Source organism: Streptomyces sp. NPDC038135, assembly GCF_055601245.1.
On the sequence record NZ_JBVJXS010000010.1, the window covers coordinates 188,930 to 209,111 of the forward strand.

The following is a 20,182-nucleotide window of genomic DNA, read 5'->3' on the forward strand; positions in this document are numbered from 1 at the left end:
ACCTTGAGAGACACGCATGCGTACTCCGCTCCAGCAGATGCAGCCGCCCGATCCCTCCAGTTTCGCGCGACGGACCCGTCCTCCGGCCGCGTAGAGCGGACGACGGATTCACCCACGGAGGGGGCTGCACAGTGACAGCGCGTGCACTCAAGCAGGCACTGAGGGGTGCTAGGGCTACGGCGATCGCGGCGGCGGTGATGGCCGTGCTGACCGCGTCGCAGGCACCGAGGGCGCTCTCGGCCGAGACCACAGAGCTTGGGCGGGAGGCGGCACCTCCCGAGCACGGCCTGAGCATGACCGGCGACACCCCGTACCGCACCGGTCTTCCCCCGCTGCGAACGCGGAAGAAGGGTTCGGCACAGGAGGTGGCGGGCGGTGGCGCCCTGCCCGCGACCGTGTTCGCCGCCTACCGGCATGCCGAGGAGGAGTTGGCGCGCAGCGCGCCACGCTGCCGACTGCGCTGGCAACTGCTGGCCGCGATCGGCCAGGTGGAGTCCGGACAGGCACAGGGCGGCCGGGTGACCCGGGACGGTACGACTGTGACACCCGTCCTCGGCCCGCGGCTGACCGGCGGTGCCTTCGCCAGGGTGCCGGACACCGACGGCGGCGCGTACGACGGGGACGCGGTGTACGACCGCGCGGTCGGCCCTATGCAGTTCATCCCGTCCACCTGGGCTCGCTGGGGCGCCGACGGCAACGCTGACGGGCGGACGGATCCGAACAACGTCTACGACGCGGCGCTCGCCGCCGCCCGCTATCTCTGCGCGGACGGCCGGCACCTATCGAACCCCGCCGGCCTGGACCGGGCGATCCTGGGCTACAACCACTCGGACGCCTACCTGCGCACGGTCAAGGCGTGGTACGCGTACTACCTGACCGGACACCGCGTGGTGCCGGACGCGTCCGACGGATCCCGGGCGGACTGGCCGGAGCCGTCCCGCCCGAAGAGGCCGAAGCCCTCACCGTCGAAGCCGTCAGATGACCGGAAGCCGGGCCCCGGTCCCTCGCGCTCGCCGTCGACGCCGCCCACCTCATCTTCCCCCAGCCCGCCCCCCAGACCGGGCGTCCCCAAGGAGACCAGGACACCGCTGGTTCCGGTCCCCGAACCGACCCTCACGCTCCCCGGCGGCGGTGTGCTGCCCGACGCGAGGCCGCTGATCACCGACAACGGCTGAAACATGATGGGTGCCTTCCCCCTCCACAACTGCCACTACTCGGCGGTAATGTCGCCATGGCCGGGAGCAAAGGACCGGCGGCTGAGTGCGAAGGGGCCCTCATGGCGACGGACATGCCTGCGGACACAATGGCCGCCGACGAGCGTTGGCAGCGCATGTGGAGCCATCGCGAGCAGTTGCTGAAGGTGGCCCGGCGACGGTCCATGAGTCAAGAGGACGCAGAGGACGCCGTTCACGAGGCGATGTTGCGAGCAGCGGAGCGCCCGCACCTCGACGACGAGCGGCTCGGCGCCTGGCTGACGACGGTGACGATGCGGCTGTGCGTCGACCGGTACCGGCAGGTGAACCGCGAGGCCGAGGTAGGCAGGCGCCCCACGCTCATCGCGCCAAGCCCGGTACCCGTCGAGGAGGTGGTGTGCGACCGGGCGGAGGCGCAGTGGCTCGCCGTGCGCAGTGGTGAGCTGCCCGCCCGGCAGGCGGAGGCGCTTCGGTTGAGGGCCGAGGACCTGGACGTGAGCCAGGTCGCGGTGCGGATGGGGCTCAGCTACCGGACGGTCGAGTCGCTGCTGGCCCGGGCCCGGCGGACGCTGCGCGCCTCACTGGCCGGGACGCTCGGGCTGGTGCTGGTCCTGATCGAGCGCGGGCGGCTGCGTGGGGGCGGCAATGCCCAGGCGGTCGCGGTCACCTCGACGGCGGCGACCCTGGTGGTGGCGGGGTTCGTGATGCCGTTCGCGCTCGACGGGGGCCGACACGGAAGCGGTCCGGTGCCTAGACCGGCCATCTCCAGCGAAGTGCAGGTCCTGAGCGGCGAGGCCGCGGGCCGAGGGCGCACCCCTGGGACGCCCGCTACCTCCCGCTCGGCGCCGGGGGACTGGGGCCGGATGCCCTCACCCACCGGAGAAACGTCTCTGCTGCCGGGGTCGGAGGCACTGCGGATGGCGAAGGTGCCGTCCCTGCCGGCCGCGTCCGCGCTCCCGAAGCTGGCGGTGACGCGGGTTCCGCAGGTGCCCGAGGTGCCGGGTCTGACGGCCGCCGCGCCGGACCTGCCGACCGCCGTGCCGGACCTGCCGACGAAGCCGGCCGCCCCGTCGCTCCCGTCGCTTCCCCCGGCCTCGGCCGTACCGGCCGCCCCGCTCTCCGTCCCCGCCCAGGGGACGCCGTCGCCGAAGCTGCCGTAGCGCCCAGCACCCACGTCCGCAAAAAATTCTTCGTCCGCCGCGACGGACACCCCTCCCCTCCCCGTAGAGCAGACGTCGGAGCTGCTCCACGGGCGAAGGGTGATACCGGATGGGTGTCGAGATCTGTGTGGAAGGGCTGACCAAGTCCTTCGGCAACCAGGTCATCTGGCAGGACGTCTCGCTGACGCTGCCGGCCGGCGAGGTCTCGGTAATGCTCGGCCCCTCAGGGACGGGCAAGTCGGTGTTCCTCAAGACGCTCGTGGGACTGCTGAAGCCAGAGCGGGGCTCCATCACAATCCAGGGCCGGGACATCACCAGGCTCCGCGAGCGCGACCTGTACGAGGTGCGGAAGCTGTTCGGCGTGCTGTTCCAGGACGGAGCGCTGTTCGGCTCGATGAACCTCTACGACAACATCGCCTTCCCGCTGCGCGAACACACCCGAAGGTCCGAGGCCGAGATCAAACGGACCGTCCTCGACAAGATGGACATGGTCGGGCTAATCGGTGCCGAGGGGAAACTGCCCGGCGAAATCTCCGGCGGTATGCGCAAGCGCGCCGGACTCGCCCGTGCCCTGGTACTCGACCCGGAGATCATCCTGTTCGACGAGCCCGACTCGGGCCTGGACCCGGTCCGCGTGGCCTACCTCAACCAGCTCATCGTCGACCTCAACGCGCAGATCGACGCGACCTTCCTGATCGTCACTCACGACATAGCCTCCGCCCGCCAGGTTCCGGACAACATCGGGCTACTGTTCCGGCGCGAACTGGTGATGTTCGGCCCCCGCGAGGAACTGCTGGCCAGTGACGAACCCGTCGTACGGCAATTCCTGAACGGCCGCATGCAGGGGCCGATCGGCATGGCGGAGGAGAAGGACGCGGCCCAGGTGGAGCAGGAACTGGCTCAGATCGACGAAGACGGTCCGACCGACGCGCCGACTCCCCGGCTGCTCCCCGGCCCCGGCATCACCCGCCCGCCCCGCTGGGAGGCGATCGCAAGACGCGAGGCGGAGCTGCGCGCGACCGGGGTGACGGGCCCATGAGGTTCTCCCCGACCGGTGCGCTCCGGCACTCGGGCACCCTCTTCACGATGGCGCTTGACGTGGCCCGGGCCCTTCCCCGACGGCCCTTCCAGGCACGGGAGTTCATCCAGCAGGCGTGGTTCATCGCCAGTGTCACGATCCTGCCGACGGCTCTCGTCTCCATCCCCTTCGGTGCGGTCATCGCGCTGCAGATCGGCAGCCTGACCAGACAGCTGGGCGCGCAGTCCTTCTCTGGTGCCGCGTCTGTGCTCGCCGTGCTGCGGGAGGCCTCGCCGATCGTCACCGCGCTGCTAATCGCGGGCGCGGGCGGCACCGCGATCTGCGCGGACCTCGGGGCGCGCAAGATCCGGGACGAGATCGACGCGATGCAAGTGCTCGGCATCGACCCGATCCACCGGCTCGTCGTACCGCGGGTGCTGGCGTCGATGGTCGTGGCCGTCCTGCTCAACGGCCTCGTCTCGGTGGTCGGTGTCGCAGGCGGCTACTTCTTCAACGTCGTCCTCCAGCACGGCACGCCCGGCGCCTACCTGGCGTCCTTCACCACCCTCGCGCAGCTGTCCGACCTGTGGGCGGCGGAGATCAAGGCGCTGGTGTTCGGGGCCATAGCGGCGATCGTCGCCTCGTACAAGGGGCTGACGGCGCAGGGCGGCCCGAAGGGCGTGGGCGACGCCGTCAACCAGTCCGTGGTGATCACCTTCATGTTGCTGTTCGTGACCAACTTCGTGATGACCGCCGTGTACTTCCAGGTCGTCCCGCAGAGGGGTTAGCCGATGAATCCGAGAGACCTCCTCGATCGCCCCCTGCGCTCACTCGAAGACTTGGGCGCGCAGCTGTCCTTCTACGGGCGCGCCCTGGCCTGGACGGGCCGCACCCTGCGCCGCTACAAGAAGGAAATCCTGCGGCTGCTCGCCGAGGTGAGCTTCGGACGCGGCGCGCTCGCCGTCGTCGGCGGCACGGTCGGCGTGATCGCGTTCCTGTCCTTCTTCACCGGCACCGAGGTCGGCCTCCAGGGCTACGCAGCCCTCAACCAACTCGGCACCTCCAACTTCGTGGCGTTCCTGTCGGCGTACTTCAACACCCGGGAGATCGCCCCGCTGGTGGCCGGACTCGCCCTGTCCGCGACGGTCGGCGCCGGGTTCACCGCGCAGCTCGGCGCGATGCGAATCAGCGAGGAGACCGACGCGCTTGAGGTGATGGGCGTACCGTCACTGCCGTTCCTGGTGACGACGCGGATGATCGCCGGATTCGTCGCCGTGATCCCGCTGTACGTGGTCGGGCTGCTGTCCTCGTACCTGGCCGCCCGCACCATCACCACCGGCTACTACGGGCAGTCCACCGGCACCTACGACCACTACTTCCACCAGTACCTGCCGCCCGTCGACGTGTTCTGGTCCTTCGGCAAGGTGATCGTCTTCGCCCTGCTGATCATCCTGGTGCACTGCTACTACGGCTACCACGCGAGCGGCGGCCCGGCCGGCGTCGGCGTCGCGGTGGGCCGGGCGGTGCGGACCTCCATCGTCGCCGTCAACGTCCTGGACTTCTTCCTGAGCCTCGCGATCTGGGGCGCCAACACGACCGTACGGATAGCGGGGTGAGAGCGGTGTATACGCACAGAACGAAACTCAGGCTGTACGGCATCGCATTCCTCGCCGTGCTCGCGCTGCTGCTGTCGCTCGCAGTGGCCGTCTACCAGCAGGCCTTCACCTCCGTCGTACCCATCACCCTGGAGGCCGGCACTCTGGGCAACCAGCTCGAGCCACGCGCCGACGTCAAACTGCGCGGGCTGCTGGTCGGCGAGGTGCGCGAGGTGCACGCCGACGGCACGAAGGCGACCCTCGACATCGCGCTCAAGCCGCAGTACGCGTCGGACATCCCTTCGAACGTCCACGCGCGGCTGCTGCCCAAGACCCTGTTCGGCGAGAAGTACGTCGACCTGGTCGCTCCCGCCGGCACCGCGCACCCGACGGCCCGGCCCATCCGAGCAGGCGACGTCATCACCCAGGACCGCACCAGGGCCGGCATCGAGGTGCAGCAGCTGATGAACGACCTGCTGCCACTGCTGCGCACGGTCCGGCCGGGCGAACTCAACGCCACCCTCTCGGCGTTCGCCACGGCACTGGAGGGACGCGGCGACCGGATCGGTGGCAACCTCGCCCGGGTCGACAGCTACCTGCGCCGCCTCAACCCGCACATGCCCTCCCTCAAGGAGGACATCACACGGTTCGCGGACGTCGCCGAGGTGTACGGCGACGCCGCCCCGGACCTGATGCGCATCCTGCGTAACACGGTCACCACCAGCCGGACGATCGTCGAGAAGAAGGACCAGTTGGCATCGGCTCTGCGCGCGACCGCCTCCGTGGCGGGCACGGCGAACGACTTCCTGACCGAGAACGGCGACCGGCTGATCACTCTGGGCCGGGTCTCCCGCCCCACGCTGGAGCTGTTCGCCCGCTACTCCCCGGAGTACCCGTGCCTGTTGCAGGGCCTTGTCCGACAGGAGAAGGCGTCCGAGGACGCGTTCCGGGGCGGCGAGATGCGGATCACCCTCGAGGTCGTCCGGCCCCAGGGAGCGTATCGGCCCGGAGAGGAGCCGGTGTACGGCGAGCGGTCCGGCCCGGACTGCCGCGGCCTGCCGCATCCGCAGGTGCCGGGGCCTAAGCCTCGACTCCACGACGGTACGTTGGCCGGAGATTCCGGCGGCGCACCGCCCGGAGGCTCCGGCGTGTCCGCCACCCGGGCCGAGCAGCGGGCCGTCGGTTCCCTCGTGGCCCCGGTCATGGGCGTCCCCGCGGACCAGGTGCCGCCCGTGGCGACTCTGCTGTTCGGGCCGCTCGCGCGCGGGACGGCGGTGAGTGTCGCATGAGCGAGTCAGGAGCCCGGCAGACCGCCGCCCCGCTGATCAAGTTCAGTCTCTTCGCGCTGGTCACAATCGCGGCGACGGCGCTACTCGCCGCCACCATCGTGAACGTCTCCTTCACCTCCAAGGAGACGTATCACGCGGTGTTCACCGACGTCACCGGGCTGGAAACCGGCGACGACATCCGGGTGGCCGGAGTGCGGGTGGGAGAGGTCGAGGGCATCCGGATCAAAGACCGAACCCTGGCGGAGGTCACCTTCACCGTCAGCACGCAACGGCCGCTGCTTGCCGGGACTCACGCGGTCGTCCGCTACCGCAACTTGGTCGGGCAACGGTACATAGCACTCACCGAGGGCCCGGGCGACGGCACCACCCGGCTGCGCCCGGGCGCCACCATCCCGCTGTCCCGGACCCGGCCGGCGCTGGACCTCAACGCCCTGCTGAACGGATTCAAGCCGCTGTTCGCCGCGCTCAGCCCGAGCGACGTCAACCAGCTCGCCACCGAGATCGTCCGGACCCTCCAGGGCGAGGGCGGCACGGTGAACAGCCTGCTCGCGCACACAGCCTCGCTCACCAGCACCCTCGCCGACCGCGACAAGCTGATCGGGTCGGTGATCGACAACCTCAACACCGTCCTGGAGACGCTCGACAAGCGCGGCTCCCGTTTCTCCGGTCTGCTCACGCAGCTGCGCCGGGTGGTCTCGGGGCTGTCGGCCGACCGCAAGCCCATCGGGGAGTCGCTGGCGAGCATCGGCGACCTGACGGACGTCACGTCGGGGCTGCTGAAGGACGCGCGTCCGCCGCTAAAGGACGACATCGCCGGGATCGGCGATCTCACCGGAACGCTTAACAAGAACGAGAACACCGTGGAGGGCGTCCTGAAGCGGCTGCCGAACAAGCTCGACAAACTGACGGGCACCGCCTCATATGGCTCGTGGTTCAACTTCTACCTCTGCGACTTCGACGGCCGGATCGTGCTGCCGAAGACGAAGCAGGTGATCACCCCAGACATGCACGTGGCGCGGGCGAGGTGCGGCGGATGAGCACGCGCATCAGGCGGGGCACCGCCCGCCACCCGGAGCCGCTGGTGAAGGTGCGTGTAATGCCGCCGAAGCTGCCGAGGCTTACCAGGCTGCTGCCCAGGCGCGCACCCCACCCCGAGCCGCTGGTAAGGGTCCGGGTCCTGCCGCCGAAGCTGCCGAAACTCCCCAGACTGCTGCCCAGGCGCGCACGTCGCCCGGAGCCCCTCGTGAAGGTGCGCGTCCTGCCGCCGAAGCTGCCCAGGATCCGGCTCGAGCACCCACGCCTGAACCTCTACCGCACGGGGGCACCTCCCAGCGGTAGCCGGGGGAGGAACCCGGTCATCGTCGGCGCCGTGGGCCTCACCGTCCTCGCGCTGCTCACCGTCGCTGCCTTCAACGCAGACAGCCTGCCGCTGATCGGCGGCGGTGACACCTACAGCGCGGATTTCTCCGAAGCCGGCGGGCTGAAGCCGGGCGACGAGGTACGCATCGCCGGGGTCAAGGTCGGCAAGGTCGAGCAGGTCGACCTCGACGGCGACCACGTCAAGGTGACCTTCAAGGTGAAGGGCGGCCCGGCGTTCGGTACCGACACGGGTGCGGCGATCCGGGTCAAGACGATCCTCGGCGCCAAGTACCTGGCCCTGTACCCAAAAGGGCCCGGTCAGCTCAAGGCGGGCGGCGAGATCCCGCTCCGGCGGACCGTGTCGGCCTACGACGTCGTTCAGGCCTTCAGCGACCTGACGACCACCACCGAGGAGGTCGACACCGACCGGCTCGCGAAGGCGCTGGACACGATCTCCGTCACCTTCCAGAACTCCCCAGAGGAGGTGCGGGCGTCGATCAAGGGGCTGTCACGGATTTCCCGGACCGTCGCCGCCCGTGACAAGGCTCTGCGCGGACTCCTCGACCATGCGAACGGCGTCACCAAGGTACTGGCCGGTCACACGAAGGACTTCTCCGCGCTGGTGAAGGACGGCGACGCCCTGTTCAAGGAGATCGACAAGCGACGCACGGCGATCCACGCGCTACTCAAAAGCTCCGCGCTGCTGGGCATCGAGTTGTCCGGCCTGGTCGACGACAACAGCAAGGAGATCGGGCCCGCGCTGAAGAACCTCAACACCTTCGTGACGATGCTCGAACGTAACCAGGCGAGCCTCGACCGCAGCGTCCGGCTGCTCGCCCCCTACGTCCGGCTCTTCACCAACACACTCGGCAACGGGCGCTGGTTCGACTCCTACATCCAAAACCTGGTCGCCGCCCCGGTCACGCCCCGGACGGGAGGCACCCGATGACCCGCAGGCTCCTGGCCCTGTTCACCACACTCGCTATTCTCGTCGGCATCACCGTCGTCCTCTGGCCGGGCCCCGGCCCCGTCCGCGTCACGGCGTACTTCCCGCGTACCGTCGGCATCTACCCCGGCTCCGACGTCCGCGTCCTCGGCGTCCGCATCGGCGAGGTTAGGAAGATCACGCCCGAGGGCGGCCGGGTACGGGTCGAGCTGGAGTACGACCGGGGCCGCAAGGTGCCGGCCGGCGCACAGGCCGCCATCATCAACTCCTCCGTCGTCAGCGACCGCTACGTGCAGCTGCTGCCGGTGTATCGCAAGGGCGCGGTGATGCGGGACGGAGACGTCATCCCCGAGTCCCGTACAGCCGTCCCTGTGGAACTCGACCGGATCTTCGACAGCCTGCACACCACCGCCGAGGTGCTCGGCCCGAACGGCGCCAACAAGAAGGGCTCGCTGTCCCGGCTACTCGGGGTGAGCGCGGACAACCTCCAGGGGCAGGGCAAGAACCTCCACCAGACGGTGCAAGACCTGTCCCAGGCGGTCACCACCCTGTCCGACGGGCGCGGCGACCTGTTCGGGACTGTGCGGAACCTACAGGTGTTCACGGCCGCGCTGGCGGCGGACGACACCAGCGTGCGGTCGTTCAACACCGACCTCGCCGTCGTGGCCGGGCAGCTCGCGGGGGAGCGCAAGGACCTCGCGGCCGCGCTGAAGTACCTGGCCGCCGCCCTCGGCGACGTGTCCGACTTCGTGAAGGGCAACAAGAAGGCGCTGACCTCGAACGTGCGGGGCCTGGCCAAGGTCACCAAGGTCCTCGTCACCCAACGGAAAGCTCTGGAGGAGCTGTTGACCGTCACCCCCACGGGCCTGTCGAACCTGCAGAACGCCTACAACCCCGCCGCCGGGACGCTCGACACCCGCAACAACGCGCAAACCCCACAGAATCCGGCTTCCCTCCTCTGCTCCATCCTGAAGACGACCGGCAAGGACCACGACAACTGTGCCGGCCTGAAGAAACTCCTCGACTCCCTCCCCGAGCTTCCGTCGACTCCCGCGTCGACGGGCACGGTCGACAAGACCCTCGGCGGAATCCTGAAGGCACCGGCATGAGCGCGCGGCGCAAGGGCCGGACGGCCGCCTGGGCGACGGTCGGCTCGCTGCTGCTGACCGGCTGCCAGTTCAACGGCTGGTACGACGTCCCGCTCCCCGGCGGCGCAGCCTCGGACGGCCACGCCTACCACATCACCGTCGAATTCAGGGACGTCCTGGACCTCGTGCCGCAGTCGGCGGTCAAGGTCAACGACGTGACCGTCGGCGCGGTGGAGAAGGTGGAACTGGACGGCTGGCACGCCCGAGTGCGGCTCCGAGTCGCCGACTCGGTGAAGCTGCCCGGCAACGCGATCGCCGATCTGAGGCAGACCAGCATGCTCGGCGAGAAGTACGTCGCCCTGTCTACGCCGGCCGGCACGCGACCCCTCGGACGGCTCCGCGACGGCGACCGCATCCCGCTGTCCCGCAGCGGCCGCAACCCGGAGGTCGAGGAGGTGCTGACGGCCCTGTCCGCGCTGCTCAACGGCGGCGGGGTAGCCCAGCTGAAGACGATCACCGTCGAGTTGAACAAGGCCCTCGACGGCCGCGAGGACCGGGTCAGGTCCCTGCTGAAGCAGCTCGATACGTTCCTCGGCGGCCTCGACGACCAGCGGGCGGAGATCGTGCGCGCGCTGAAGGGCGTCGACCGGCTCGCTAAGCGGCTGAAGAAAGAGAAGAAGACGATCACCCTGGCCGTCGACACCATGCCGTCCGCCCTGAAGGCCCTCGCCGACCAGCGCAAGGACCTGACGAAGATGCTCACCGCCCTGTCCGGGCTCGGTAAAACCGCCACCAAGGTGGTGAACGCCTCCCACGACGACACCGTCGCGAACCTAAGGAAGCTCCAGCCCATCCTGCAGGAGCTCAACAAGGCGGGCGACGACCTGCCCGACTCCCTCGAGATCCTCACCACGTACCCGTTCCCGCGCAACGCGACGGACGCCGTCAAGGGCGACTACGTCAACCTGAAGATCACCGCCGACCTCGACCTGGCGGACCTCTACGGCAACGCCACCGGCAAGCCCGGCAAGGGCAGGAAGTCCCCGAAACCCGGAACACCGCGTCATCCCAGCCTGCCCACTCCCACCCCCCTCCCGTCCCTCCCTACCCTGCCGTCCACCCCGTCTCTGCCTTCAAACCCGCCCGCGCCCTCCGCACCCTCGACGCCCTCCGACGGCAGCAGCCTGCTGTGCCCGCCAGTGTGCACCGCCGCCTACAGCACCGGGGACGACTCGAATCGCCTCCCGCCAGGAATCGACCCCGGCCTCGCCGAACTGATGCTGAAGGGGATACTGCCGTGATCACACGCACGGTCAAGGCACAACTGCTCGCCTTCACGGCCGTCACCGCCCTCGGGATGTCGTACGTCGGCGCCCGGTACACAGGGCTCGCGGACGACGTTCTGCACCGTGGGTACACCGTGCGCGCCGACTTCGCCGAGTCCGGAGGCATCTTCCCCGGCGCCGAGGTCACCTACCGGGGCGTGCCGGTAGGCCGCGTAGACGATCTGCGGCTGACCGGGTCCGGGGTCTCAGTGGCGCTCAAGATCGAGCACGGCGCCCCGAGAATCCCGGCCGACACGCTCGCGGTGGTAGCCGACCGTTCGGCGGTGGGCGAGCAGTACGTCGACCTCCAGCCGCGGCGGTCGGGCGAGCCGTACCTCACGGATGGCAGCCCGATCCCGCGCAGCCGCACCCGGACCCCGCTGCCGGTCACCGACCTTGTCCTCAGCCTCGACCGACTGGTCAACTCGGTCGGCAAGGACGATCTGCGGGTCACCGTAGACGAGCTGGGTAAGGCCTTCGCCGGCACCGGACCGAACCTGAGCCGACTGGTGAACTCCGGCAACGCGCTGGTGGAATCCGGATCCGAGTCGCTCCCTCAGACGGTCTCGCTGATCGAAGACTCGCGGAAGGTGCTCAAGACACAGGCCGACCAGGGTTCGGCCATCAAGTCGTTCTCCCACGACCTGGCCACGCTCACCGAGCAACTGAAGTCGAGCGACGGCGATCTGCGCCGGCTGGTCGGCAACACCACGCCCACTGCTCAGCAGTTGGAATCCCTGCTGAAGTCCACCCGGTCGCACGTACCGGTACTGCTGGCCAACCTCATCAGCGGCGGCCAGATCACCCTGGCCCGGCTGCCCGGCGTCGAACAAGCTCTGGTCACCCTTCCGCTCACGGTCGCGGGCAGCTACACGGTCATCCCCGGTGACGGCACCACCCACTTCGGGCTGACCGTGAACGCCGACGATCCCCCCGCGTGCACCCAGGGCTACAGCACCCAGCGGCGCGACCCGGCCGACACCAGCACCCGCCCGGCGAACACCGACGCGCGCTGCACGGTACCGCGCGGCAGCAAGACCTCCGTGCGTGGTGCCCAGAACGCGCCCGGCCCGACCACAGGTAAATACAGCGCCGACCAGGCCGCCTTCGTGGCCCCCTACGACCCGGAGACGGGCACCGTGACCGGCCCGGACGGAACGCCCGTGGAGATCGGCTCGACGGGCGGAGAACAGACCGTGTTCGGAAAGGAGTCGTGGCAATGGCTGCTCGTAGGACCGATGGCGTGACAGGAAGCCGGGCGAGGCTGCTGGCGGCAGGGCTCGTCGCCACGACCGTGCTGACGACCGTGCTGTGTGTCTGGCTGGGCCTGAAGCTGGCCGACCAGCGCGCGGCCGAACAGCGCCGTCAGGACGTCCTGGCGGCGGCCCGCCAGTCGGCGCTGAACTTCACCTCGCTCGACTACCGGCACTACGACCGGGACAGCGGCAATGTGCTGAGGGGCGCCACCGGCGAGTTTAAGAAGCAGTTCGCCGCGCAGACCGCACAGCTGACCAAGCTGGTTGCGCAGAACAAGTCGGTTTCACAGGGGCAGGTTCTGGAAGCGGGCATCGTGCGGTCGGACGCGCGCTCCGCCCGGGTCCTGATCGTGGCCGACAGCAAGGTGACCAACACCGGGGCGCCCGAGGGCCAGGCGCGCACCTACCGCCTCCAGCTCGACCTGACGCCCGTGGCCGGCCGGTGGCTGACCTCCGATGTCACGTTCGTGGGCTGAACCGATGTGAGGCCATCAATGAGGAGAGACACCGTGGCGAACCCCACCTCCCGCACCCGCGGGACCGGCTCACCGGCCCGGCGCACCATGACTGCGGCCGCCCGCGCGGCAGCCAAGCGCGCCGGGCGGCCTGTGCGCCCCGAGCGCGGCGCCCACCAGGAAGAGCAGACTCCCTCCGGGCGCACCATGCTCGCCGAGCCCTCGACGAACGGCTTGGAGGACCCGCCGGAGCCCGAGTCGTTCGAGGCTGAGCCAGAGGACGGCGCGCGCCCGCGCAAGGCCGGCCTGCCGGGCGTGCTCACCGCAGTGCCGAGCGTCGTCCTCGTAGCAGCCCTGATTACGGCCGCCGTACTCGGGTGGCAGTACTTGCAGGAGCGACAGACGGAGCAGGCCCGTGGCGAGGCCCTGGCAGCCGCCCGTAAGGCGGCACCGGTCGTGCTGTCGTACGACTACCGGCACCTGGACCGGGACTTCTCCCGGGCCCGCGCCCTGCTGACCGGGCACTTCCGCGACCAATACGGCAAGACCACGAAGGCGGCCGTCGCGCCGACCGCGACGAAGTATCACGGCGTTGTGAAAGCCACCGTGGCCACACCCGCGAACGGCAGCGCCCCAGCGGTGTCCGTCGTGTCGGCCACGTCGGACCGGGCCGTCGTCCTGCTCTTCGTCAACCAGGTCACCCAAAGCACTCAGGTCCCACAGCCCCGGCTAGACCTCAACCGGGTGCGTATGACACTCACCCGCGCCTCCGACGGCTGGAAGGTGAGCGGCGTCGACGCCCTCTGACCAAGCCTCCGTAAGTGCTGTTGCGCAGCCGCACAGGGGAGTGGGGCGCGGCCCGAATGGTATGGCGGCCCCGCGCGGCGTTCCTCCTCTTTCGAGAAGAGTTCGCTTTCTCGCGACGGACGCCGCCTGCCTCCCCGTAGAGCACACGAAGGCATCACCCCTACCGCCACACATCACCACCCTTCGTCCGACTCGCGAACCCACGAGGTACCTGTGGCTCTGCTCTCCACGCTCCGTCTTCACCACCACCCGAGATCACGAGGTCGTCTCGCCGTCGGGTTGCTGGCGCTCATCGCCGCAACCCTGCCGAGTGCTGCCGCCGACGCCGCCACCCCGCCCTCCGGATCGGTCAGCGACACCGCGCCCACGACCACATGGACTGCCGGGCCCTTCGCCGTCCCGAACGTCTCTGGCACTGCCGGGACGGTGAGCTGCGCGACAGCGCAACCCTGCGACGACTACGCGCTGAAGGTGTCGGTGCCCGCGGACTACGACGTCGGTCACGGCCTGCGTATCGACGTCAGATGGCCGGACTCCGCCGCAGACTTCGACCTGTACGTCCTCGATGCGGACGGCCGGGAGGTGGCCGCCTCAGCCTCATCCAGCGACCCCGAGACCGTGCTGCTTCCGGCGGTGTCGGCGTCGTACACCGTGCGCGTGGTGCCGTACGCGCCGCTCGGCGACAGTTTCACCGGCACCGCAAGCCTGATCACCGCTCCGGTCGATCCACCACCGAGTACGGCCACACCGCCGACGTACGCGAACTCATGGGCACCCGATGGCATCACGGATGCGCACAACGCCGGTGAACCCTCGATCGGCGTCGACCGTGCGAGTGGCGCCGCGATGTTCCAGGCGTACACCTCGACGCTCAAGGTCACCTACGACAGTGCCGGTGCCGCGAAATGGCAGGACAAAAGCGCGAGTACGGCCAACGGCTGTCCCCAGGGCAGCACCGCCAGCCTCGACCCGATCCTGTTCACCGACCCGGTCACCCACCGCACCTTCGAGTCGCAGCTCGCCGGCAAGACCGCGCTGACCTGCTACACCGACGACGACGGTGAAACGTGGACGCCGACAGGCGGCTCGGGCCTCAACTCCGGTGTGGACCACCAGACCATCGGTGGCGGTCCCTTCGCCCCGGGCGGACCAGGCGCCCTCACGTCATACCCGAACGCCGTCTACTACTGCTCGCAGGACATCGCTGATGCCTCCTGCGCGGTCAGCCGGGACGGCGGCTTGACGTACGGGCCCGCCGTTCCGATGTACTCGCTGCTGGACTGCGGTGGCCTGCACGGGCATGTGAAGGTCGCCCCGGACGGCACGGTATATGTGCCCAACAAGGGTTGCGGTGGCCATCAAGCCGTGGCCGTCTCCGAGGACAACGGGCTGACGTGGACCGTCCGCAAGAACCCGTCCAGCACGGCCGGGGACTCGGACCCGAGCGTGGGGATCGGACTCGGCGGGACTGTCTACATGGGCTACCAGAACAGCGACGGCACGCCGCGTATCGCCGTCAGCCACGACAAAGGCAAGACCTGGCTGTACGACCAGAACGTCGGCGCGGCCCTCGGTATCAAGAACGTCGTCTTCCCCACCGTCACCGCGGGCGACGACAACCGCGCCGCCTTCGCCTTCCTTGGCACCACCACGGGCGGCAACTACCAGGACCCGGCCTTCCAGGGAGTGTGGCACCTTTACGTGGCCACCACCTACGACAGCGGCCAGTCCTGGGTCACCGCCGACGCCACCCCCACCGACCCCGTCCAGAAGGGTTCGATCTGCACGGGCGGCACCACCTGCGGCAAGGACCGCAATCTCCTGGACTTCATCGACGTCACCACCGACGCCCAGGGCCGCGTGCTCGCCGCCTACGCCGACGGCTGCACCGGCGCCTGCGCGACCGGAGGAGCGCAGAACTACGACGCGCTGGCCTCCATCGCCCGCCAGTCCTCCGGCAACACGCTGTACGGAGCATACGACGCCATGGTCAGCGGCAAGCACAAGAAGCCCGGAGGAAGCCACTAGATGGGAACACCGCTCTCGGCTGCCGTACTAGCAGGAGCCGTCCTCAGCCTGGCCGCAGTCACCGGATGCTCGGCAGCGAGCAAACACGCCGAGCGCCCGGGGGTGACGCCGTACCAGGCGAAGCGGGTAACCGATCCGCCGGCCGGGAACACGGCCAGTGCCGCGCCCCACGGCTGTCCCACGGCAGCCTCACTGCCGCTCCCCAAGGACTTCCCGGACAACCTGCCGGTGCCCGACGGCGCGGTTGTGACCTCGGTGGAGCACCGCACCGGCGGCCGACTCGTCGTCGCTACCGTCGTACGGGGCGGCTTCGACACCACCCTGGCGTTCCTGCACACGCAGCTGCCCAAAGCTGGCTACATCCCCGAGGAGGGCGAAGTAGAGGAGGACGACGCCGAGTCCAACTTCTTTACCGAGACCGTCCGGGGCCGCTGGGCCCTGCGGAAGATGCCCGACTGCGAGGGAGGGGTGTACCTGACGTACCTGACGGCTGCCGTCTCCTGAACCCGGCCCGGCCGAGTCCTCTTCCCGGCCGGTGAAACTGCAAGGGGCCGATACTCGCCCGCAAGGGTGAGGAAAGCAGCTTCACGTGCATCCCACTCGTCCTCGAGGACGCCTTTCCCGGCGCCGGGATCCACCACTGGCGACAATTGTCGGACAGCCGGCAGCAGGTGGCGGTGGACCATCTGTTCACCGTGCTGATCGCATTTCCTGTCCGAACGCGACGCCGCCTAGCGAACCGCCGCGCCACCGGTGCGAATCCGGTGGCGCGGCCGTTGGCTCGGAGAACCTACTGCAGGTCGACGTGGTCGCCCGTGGCGCTGACAGCCGCGGTGGTCGAGTTGCCCGCGAAGGAGAAGCGGACGTAGCCGTCCTCCTTGGCGGTGGTCGTCGTCTTCAGGTTGCCCTTGGAGTCCGCCGTGACGGTCTTCAGCGTGGTGTAGCTGCTAGAACTCTTCTTGTGGAACTGCAGCTTGACCGCCTGGGAGCCGTAACCGCCGTACTTGAGCGACTCCCAGTCAGCCCGGGTGAGGGCGCCGGTGACGGTGAGGGTCTTGCCCTTCTTCACCGGGACTGCTGGAACAGTACTGGGCCCCGACCGCCCCCAAGCCTCCGTCTCCCAGCATGGCCTTGCCGTGTGGTGGGGGGAGGCGGGCGATGCGGCCGGAGCCGCCGCCGCCTTCGCCGAACTGCTGGCCGACCGGATGCGGGTACTGGGCCCGAACCACCCCCCACACCCTCCGCTCACGGAACGACCTCGCCCGGTGGCAGGGAGAGGCAGGGGACGATGCTGTTATGAGCAAGGTCGGCGAGTGGCGGCCGCGCGATCGTATCGACGTCGGATCATGCTCAAGACCCTGCGACCGTCGACCGACTCCTGCATAGGAAGCGGCGAGCTTCTGCAGCGGTCGACGTCCAGGCCGAGCCGATCAGGTCGGATAGGAGAAGCTGGCCGCTCGCCCGTGCTTCGCCAAGGATGTCTGCAGCGCGCCCTTCACATACAGGTGGTCGGCGATCGACTCGCCCACACCGCGACGCCGGCACACCGCCTCGTCCCCGTGCTACCGGGCGGGATTGCAGGAAGTGGCACTCCCTGTCGACGTACAGCTTGTCGCTACTGTCCGGCGTGGCTGCCGCTTGGCTCGACAACGCGAGGAACACCCGGGCACCCAGACGCATTGCGCTGGCGTCATGAACGAGGAAAGGGTTAAGGGGCATCAGCACAGTGGCACCAGGGTCCCCCTGCGCCTGCTGGCCATGGAGACCGAGGGCATCCCGGCCGACGGCCCCACCCCGGCGACGCCTGCCGGGCCGGTGATCTACCGCTACACCGTCGACCTCCCACCCATGGGTGACAACCATCGCGGCAACCGGGGCGACGATGACGACGACCGGCGCGAGGTGGCACGACGAGTACGGCGGTCACGGCCACTGAGGGAGTACGTGACGCGAACGCAGCGGTGTCCGATTCTCGCCGTTCCGCGTTAAATGCCTGGACTGGGGACCTCCCCTGACGGGACACTTCCGACTTCCGAATCTCCGGGAGTGTGATGGCGACGACAAACACGCGAGGACCGACGCCGGGCAGGGGCGCGGTCGTTCTGGCACTGCGCCGCTACGGCCGGGAGCTGCTGCGACTACGACGACTGGCCCTGCCCGCCCTGCTGCTGCCGGCCGTGGGCAACATCGGCATTCGCTACGTCGCCCCGCTGCTGATCGCCAAACTGGCCGGGCAGGCCGCCGGCGGCGGCGGTCTCACCCTCGGCTCGGCACTGCCGTACGTGCTGGGCTTCGGGGTGACGCTGTTGCTCGCCGAGGCCGTGTGGCGGGTCGGGCAGCACTGCCTGAACCGCGTGGACGCCCTGGGCATGGAACACCTGTACGTGAGCGGCATGGACGAACTCCTCGCCAAGGACGCGGCGTTCTTCCACGACAACTTCGCCGGCTCCCTGACCAAACGGGTCCTGAGTTTCGGCAAGCGCTTCGAAGACTTCGTCGACACGGTGACGTACCGAATTGTGGGCAGCCTCGTCCCCCTGGTGTTCGGTGCCGTCGTGCTGTGGAGCTACGAGCCGATGCTCGTCGTCGGCCTTCTGGCAATGATCGCGTCGACGGTGGTGGCCGCGACGCCTCTGATCCGTCGCCGGCAGCGGCTCGTCAACGACCGCGAGGCTGCGATCGCCCGGGTTTCCGGGCACGTCGCCGACAGTCTCATGAACATGGAGACCATCCGCGCGTTCGCGGCCGAGCGGCGGGAGGCGGCCGAACACCGCACCCGTGTCGCGGACTCCCGGCGCCTGACGCTGAGGTCGTGGGACTACGGCAACCTGCGCGTCGACACCCTGATCGCCCCCCTGTCCGTGCTGACCAACGTGCTGGGCCTGTTGATCGCCGTTGCCTTCGGCGGCCCAGGTCAGGGAGTTGAGGAGGTCGTCGTCGCGTTCACCTACTACTCCAACGCGACCCAGATCATGTTCGAGTTCAACCAGATCTACCGGCGTCTGGAAAGCTCGATGACCGAGGCCGCGCAGTTCACAGAGCTGCTGCTGGATCCGCCCACCGTGCTCGACCTGGCGGAACCCGAACCGCTCGCACCGCGGGACGCCGGCATCCGGTTCGAGGCGGTGACTTTCGCCCACACGGGCGCGAAGCCGATTTTCGAAGGGCTCGACCTGGACGTGCCGACAGGCGCACGGATCGGTCTGGTCGGCAGGTCCGGCGGCGGCAAGACCACACTCACCCGGCTCCTGCTGCGCATGTCGGACATCGACGACGGACGCATCCTGATCGGTGGGCAGGACATCAGCCGGCTGCGCCAGACCGACTTGCGCTCACTGATCGCCTACGTCCCGCAGGAACCCGCCATGTTCCACCGCAGCCTGCGGGACAACATCGCCTTCGCCCGGCCCGGCGCCACCGACGAGGAGATCCACGCAGCCGCCGCAGCCGCGCACGTCACGGAGTTCGCCGACCAACTCCCCAACGGCTTCGGCACCCTGGTGGGGGAGCGGGGGGTCAAACTCTCGGGCGGGCAGCGCCAGCGCGTCGCCCTCGCCAGGGCCATCCTGCGCGACGCCCCGATCCTGCTGCTCGACGAGGCGACCAGCGCGCTGGACTCGGAGAGCGAGGTCCTCGTCCAGGACGCCCTGTGGCGGTTGATGGACGGGCGTACGGCCCTCGTGGTCGCCCACCGTCTGAGCACCGTCGCCGGAATGGACCGTCTCGTCGTCCTCGACCGCGGAAGCGTCGTCGAGCAGGGCGCCCATGAGGAGTTGCTCGCGGCGAACGGTGCCTATGCCAAGCTCTGGCAGCACCAGTCAGGCGGCTTCCTCGGCGAGAGCGCCGAGCCGGTCCCCGGGCCCGCAGCCCCGGGCGTACAGGCGGTCGTCGACATCGGTCCGCCGAGCGAGCAGTGAGCCGGACCGGGTCTGACCGCCCTCCAGCGGGTAGGGGTGCCAGCAGGCATTGCGGTAGCGGTCGACGGCCTCCAGGGCGCGGGTGAAGACGTCGAGGCCCGGGGCGAGCGGCACCATTACCTCGTCGGTATGGCGGGTCAGGCGGCTGCGGATGCGCACCGTGCCGTCGTGACGGTGGAGGCACAGCTCGCCGTACTCGGTGGCGCCGAAGGCGATCAGGTCCGCGGCGGCCACCCCGTCGGGCAGCTCTCGTCCGGCAGGGCATCCTCCGCCGGCGGGCGCAGGCGTCCAGCGGGTGGATCTCGTACTGAGCGCTGTGGCACATCCCCCAGGCGGGCAGACCGATCTCCCGCAGACCTCCCGCAGATACCCCCTGCTGCCTGCGTGGATGAGCCCCACGGGCAGGTCGCCTTCGGCGATGCGCACCACGTGCCGCGCGCCACCGAAGGTGTCGTCGACCCCGGCCGCAGTCGCCGTCCAGGCTCGGGTGGACCAGGAACCAGTGGGCCGGCCGCCACCACGCCCACACCGGCTGCCACGGCGTGCTGCTGGGACCAGCCGTCCAGGAACCGGCCGCTCTTGCGGCACACCCACGCCCGCAGCGGACCGCGTCGTACCCGAGCTCGATGGCGTAGGCGACCGTCGGGGTCCGGTGGTCGGCGTCGTGACCGACGACGAGGGCTGCCGGTTCGTGCTCGACGACGGGGCGGTGGCGGGCGAGCCGCAGGTAATGCCGAGGCCCGTCA

General features: G+C 69.4%; 17 protein-coding genes and 1 pseudogene. 16 read left to right on the plus strand and 2 right to left on the minus strand.

The genetic code is table 11. The annotated features are described in order from the left end of the window. Positions 1 to 293: 293 nt before the first annotated feature. From ACZ7JA_RS28160 to ACZ7JA_RS28230, 15 genes are all read left to right on the plus strand, one after another. Positions 294 to 1,175 (plus strand): lytic transglycosylase domain-containing protein, encoded by an 882-nt coding sequence (locus tag ACZ7JA_RS28160; RefSeq protein ID WP_470811115.1) that lies wholly within the window; start codon positions 294 to 296, stop codon positions 1,173 to 1,175. 113 nt (positions 1,176 to 1,288) lie between these two features. Then, positions 1,289 to 2,353 (plus strand): RNA polymerase sigma factor, encoded by a 1,065-nt coding sequence (locus ACZ7JA_RS28165; RefSeq protein WP_470811117.1) that lies wholly within the window; start codon positions 1,289 to 1,291, stop codon positions 2,351 to 2,353. Between the two features lie 109 nt (positions 2,354 to 2,462). Beyond that, positions 2,463 to 3,392 carry an ABC transporter ATP-binding protein gene (locus tag ACZ7JA_RS28170; RefSeq protein ID WP_351667036.1) on the plus strand — a complete coding sequence of 310 codons (930 nt, stop codon included), beginning with the start codon at positions 2,463 to 2,465 and terminating at the stop codon, positions 3,390 to 3,392. Continuing rightward, entirely contained in the window at positions 3,389 to 4,159 is a 771-nt protein-coding gene (locus ACZ7JA_RS28175) for an MlaE family ABC transporter permease (RefSeq protein ID WP_351667035.1), read from the plus strand. The genes ACZ7JA_RS28170 and ACZ7JA_RS28175 overlap by 4 nt, the downstream gene beginning before the upstream one ends. A 3-nt stretch (positions 4,160 to 4,162) precedes the next feature. After that, positions 4,163 to 4,987 carry an MlaE family ABC transporter permease gene (locus ACZ7JA_RS28180; protein ID WP_470811120.1) on the plus strand — a complete coding sequence of 275 codons (825 nt, stop codon included), beginning with the start codon at positions 4,163 to 4,165 and terminating at the stop codon, positions 4,985 to 4,987. Positions 4,988 to 4,992: 5 nt separating this feature from the next. After that, the gene (locus ACZ7JA_RS28185) at positions 4,993 to 6,255 is read left to right on the plus strand and encodes an MCE family protein (RefSeq protein WP_470811122.1); all 1,263 of its coding nucleotides are present in this window, start codon (positions 4,993 to 4,995) and stop codon (positions 6,253 to 6,255) included. Further along, positions 6,252 to 7,292 carry an MCE family protein gene (locus ACZ7JA_RS28190; protein ID WP_389451410.1) on the plus strand — a complete coding sequence of 347 codons (1,041 nt, stop codon included), beginning with the start codon at positions 6,252 to 6,254 and terminating at the stop codon, positions 7,290 to 7,292. The genes ACZ7JA_RS28185 and ACZ7JA_RS28190 overlap by 4 nt, the downstream gene beginning before the upstream one ends. Before the next feature lie 59 nt (positions 7,293 to 7,351). Continuing rightward, on the plus strand, positions 7,352 to 8,563 hold the full coding sequence (locus ACZ7JA_RS28195) for an MCE family protein (protein ID WP_470811344.1): 1,212 nt from the start codon (positions 7,352 to 7,354) through the stop codon (positions 8,561 to 8,563). Beyond that, positions 8,560 to 9,669 carry an MCE family protein gene (locus tag ACZ7JA_RS28200; protein ID WP_470811125.1) on the plus strand — a complete coding sequence of 370 codons (1,110 nt, stop codon included), beginning with the start codon at positions 8,560 to 8,562 and terminating at the stop codon, positions 9,667 to 9,669. Before ACZ7JA_RS28195 ends, ACZ7JA_RS28200 begins: the two co-directional genes overlap by 4 nt. Beyond that, positions 9,666 to 10,949: an MCE family protein gene (locus ACZ7JA_RS28205; RefSeq protein ID WP_351667031.1), complete on the plus strand. Its 1,284-nt coding sequence runs from the start codon at positions 9,666 to 9,668 to the stop codon at positions 10,947 to 10,949. The genes ACZ7JA_RS28200 and ACZ7JA_RS28205 overlap by 4 nt, the downstream gene beginning before the upstream one ends. Further along, positions 10,946 to 12,220: an MCE family protein gene (locus ACZ7JA_RS28210; protein ID WP_470811127.1), complete on the plus strand. Its 1,275-nt coding sequence runs from the start codon at positions 10,946 to 10,948 to the stop codon at positions 12,218 to 12,220. Before ACZ7JA_RS28205 ends, ACZ7JA_RS28210 begins: the two co-directional genes overlap by 4 nt. Beyond that, positions 12,193 to 12,705: a hypothetical protein gene (locus ACZ7JA_RS28215; RefSeq protein WP_351667029.1), complete on the plus strand. Its 513-nt coding sequence runs from the start codon at positions 12,193 to 12,195 to the stop codon at positions 12,703 to 12,705. Before ACZ7JA_RS28210 ends, ACZ7JA_RS28215 begins: the two co-directional genes overlap by 28 nt. Positions 12,706 to 12,738: 33 nt before the next feature. Then, entirely contained in the window at positions 12,739 to 13,491 is a 753-nt protein-coding gene (locus ACZ7JA_RS28220) for a hypothetical protein (protein ID WP_389298590.1), read from the plus strand. A gap of 426 nt (positions 13,492 to 13,917) precedes the next feature. Beyond that, positions 13,918 to 15,519 (plus strand): hypothetical protein, encoded by a 1,602-nt coding sequence (locus ACZ7JA_RS28225; RefSeq protein WP_470811130.1) that lies wholly within the window; start codon positions 13,918 to 13,920, stop codon positions 15,517 to 15,519. Then, positions 15,520 to 16,023, plus strand: a complete 504-nt coding sequence (locus ACZ7JA_RS28230) for a hypothetical protein (protein WP_470811132.1) — start codon at positions 15,520 to 15,522, stop codon at positions 16,021 to 16,023. 286 nt (positions 16,024 to 16,309) lie between these two features. Here the strand turns inward: ACZ7JA_RS28230 and ACZ7JA_RS28235 are convergent. Then, positions 16,310 to 16,591 (minus strand): annotated as a pseudogene (locus ACZ7JA_RS28235) (calcium-binding protein); the annotation flags it as partial. 979 nt (positions 16,592 to 17,570) lie between these two features. Between ACZ7JA_RS28235 and ACZ7JA_RS28240 the strand changes: the two are divergent. Next, on the plus strand, positions 17,571 to 19,436 hold the full coding sequence (locus ACZ7JA_RS28240) for an ABC transporter ATP-binding protein (protein ID WP_470811134.1): 1,866 nt from the start codon (positions 17,571 to 17,573) through the stop codon (positions 19,434 to 19,436). Here ACZ7JA_RS28240 and ACZ7JA_RS28245 read toward each other — a convergent pair. After that, positions 19,338 to 19,670, minus strand: coding sequence for a hypothetical protein (locus tag ACZ7JA_RS28245; RefSeq protein WP_470811136.1), 333 nt, complete (start codon positions 19,668 to 19,670; stop codon positions 19,338 to 19,340). The two genes, ACZ7JA_RS28240 and ACZ7JA_RS28245, sit on opposite strands and share 99 nt — an antisense overlap. Between the last annotated feature and the right edge of the window lie 512 nt (positions 19,671 to 20,182).